We start from the raw sequence: 2939 nt of genomic DNA, 5'->3' as shown, positions 1-2939 counted from the left end.
AATTTCATAAGGCCCTTCTGAGCAAAATTGAATTTCTTAGCACGCTTATTGAAGAAGAACTGGATAATAGAAAATGACCCCGTTTTTAACCCCTAAATAAGATTTCCTCGATAAAATGCATAAAAAGTTCGGCCAAACCACAACTTTTGGTGCTTTCACAACAATTTGGTCTGTGGTCACCACACAAATTCGTAACTTATTAGTACTTAATCTAAAAAATATTTGCTATGAAATCAGATTCAAACAAGCACCCCATTTTAAATTCTATTCTTTCCGTATTGAATATTAGCTTAGAAGTATTACTGGCGTTAATAGCCCTTGGGTTTATCATTGGCCTTTGGGGGATTTTAAGCTAAATAGTCCTTCATTATATAAAAGCTTTAATCCCTAATAATTCTTATCAGAAGGAAGGGCCGTTATGATGGAGAACTTTACCTCCGGGATCTCTCCGGAAGGCGAGAACCATTGGGCGCTGATTGGCTACAAACATTTTTAAGGAGCTATCGGGACCAATTAGTTATTGGCTGATTGGCTACAAACATTTTTAAGGAGCTATCGGGACCAATTAGTTATTGGCCGCACCTACTTTTTTGTTATTTGTAACTTGTAGTTTGAAATTTAATTAAAAAATAGTGGTTGGTTCTCTCTAAGATATGGAATTAATTGGTGAGGTTTTGCGATCAGGGTACAAGAAGTATTAGGGATAAAATACAAAGTACGAAATACGAGTTACTAACTTATAACTTCAAACCTCCAACCTCGTACCTCTAACTTCGTACCTCCAACCTCGTACCTCCAACCTCGTACCTCTAACTTCCTATCTCTACTTTATTTTCAACCACATTATAGAGAGTGACAGAACAGCATTTCACGAGCGAAACGCTCGCGCTAGCAAAGGGGTAATATTCCGAATGAAAGAAGCGTTAGTGTTACGCAATCAGCAGGACTAACATCCTATGATTTATATCCATATCCTGCCAATGTATATTCAGGTCTGCTGCAATTTTAGTCTAAATAGGAAAAGAAGTTTTGGCTGTCAAAATTAGTTGCTAAGCTCTTTAATTATTCCTATCTTATTGGTGTTCCTCCATTACTAAGTTTCCAAATGGTTATAAGATGAAAGTATGTCATCAATGCCGTCATGAAAACCCCGATCAGGCCAAATTCTGCAATACCTGTGGTGCACGTCTTGTTATTTCAGGAGGCAGTGAAAAGTGGAGTGCAAAAAATGTAGCCGAGCGAAGACAACTTACCATTCTTTTTTGTGATTTGGTAGATTCTACACCTCTTTCAGAACAAATGGATCCGGAAGATTACAGAGAGTTAATACTGAATTATCACCAAATTGCAGAAGAGGTAATAACGCGCTACGGGGGTAATGTGGGCAATTATTTGGGGGATGGGCTTTTGGTATATTTTGGGTATCCGGAAGGAATGGAAGATGCTTCCAAAGTTGGAACTCAGGCAGGTTTAGCCATTATTGAGGCCGTAAATGTTGCAAATAAACGATGGGTAGATGAAGGTAAAACTGCCATAAAAATCCGCCTTGGTATTCATACCGGACTTGTTATTGTAGACGACCATTTAGCCCTGGGAGAAACGGTTAATATAGCCGCGCGACTTGAAGGCTTGGCCCCGCATAATGGTCTGGTTGTAAGTCCACAAACCATGTCTTTAATACAGGGCTGGTTTGAAGTAAAAAGTACAGGGACTCATATTTTAAAAGGCATCTCCGAGCCCATGGAAGTATTTCAGGTTCTGAAAGAAAGTGGCGTAAAGACCAGACTTGATATAGCTAAGGGAAAAGGGCTTTCGCCATTGGTGGGCCGAGAAAATGAACTCACACTACTTAAAAAACACTGGACACAAGCAAAAAAGGGAAATGGAAGCTCGGTTTTGATAAACGGCGAAGCAGGAATTGGTAAATCGCGCCTGGTGGATACTTTGGAAGAGTATATAACCAGGGAGTCAGATGGCCTTCTTTTGGAAGCAAGGTGTTCTCCTTACCAAAGTAACAGTGCCTTTCAGCCTATTATTGAATTGATTCAAAATGGATTACTACAAATTGAACCCAAAGACGATTCAGAAAATAAACTTCAGAAACTGGAGCTTTTTCTAAAGCAATCAAATCTCGATTTTGAACTGGCCATGCCGCTGTTTGCAGAATTTTTATCCATTGCATCAAAAGAATATTCACCACCGCTTATGAGTCCCTTTGCCAAGCGGCAGAAGATCATGGAGGGTGTTACACAGGCTTTGCTCTGCGAGGCAAGGAACAGACCTCTACTGTTGGTAGTAGAAGATCTGCATTGGGCAGATGCTTCTACCCTGGAATGGTTGGCGCTGTTTATAGAACAACTCTCAACCCAAACCATATTTGCACTTTACAGCACACGGCCTGGTTTTCGCCCCGACTGGTTAGGGCATTCCGGAGTTTCGCAAATTACACTTGAACGGCTGTCGTCTGAAGATATGGCGGAAATCTGTCTTCACCAGACAAAAGGAAAAGAATTACCTAAAGCGATTTTGAAGCAAATTGCTGCCAAGACAGAGGGCGTTCCGTTATTCGTAGAAGAGCTCACTAAAATGGTTTTGGAATCCGATTTATTAGTTGAAGAGGATGAGCATTTCAAATTGATGGGATCAGTATCCTCCCTGGCCATCCCCTCTACTTTAAAGGATTCCCTTTTGGCACGTCTGGACCGTTTGTCCGAAGTTAAAGAGATTGTCCAAATAGGATCGGTATTGGGGCGTGAATTTACTCAGGCAATGTTACATGCATTACTTCCATCGGAAATAAGAGATTTGGAGGAATCCTTATCACAATTATTGGACTCGGAAATATTTTACAAAAGCCATCAAGGAAAACAATCTGTATATCAATTCAAGCACGCGCTTATCCAGGATGCAGCTTATGAATCCCTTTTAAAAAGTCGTCG

At 40.5% G+C, this 2939-nt stretch carries 2 protein-coding genes; both read left to right on the top strand.

Annotation, left to right across the window (positions count from 1 at the left end; all coding sequences use genetic code 11):
• Positions 1-227 precede the first annotated feature (227 nt).
• Positions 228-356: a hypothetical protein gene (locus Q0X66_RS15455; RefSeq protein WP_297707947.1), complete on the top strand. Its 129-nt coding sequence runs from the start codon at positions 228-230 to the stop codon at positions 354-356.
• 760 nt (positions 357-1116) lie between these two features.
• The coding region (locus tag Q0X66_RS15450) for an adenylate/guanylate cyclase domain-containing protein (RefSeq protein WP_297707944.1) at positions 1117-2939 on the top strand (1823 nt) is incomplete at its 3' end.

This window comes from uncultured Eudoraea sp. (assembly GCF_947260015.1).
GTDB lineage: Bacteria > Bacteroidota > Bacteroidia > Flavobacteriales > Flavobacteriaceae > Eudoraea.
The sequence above is the reverse complement of the archived record's forward strand: the minus strand, read 5'-3'. Positions and strand labels throughout refer to the sequence as shown.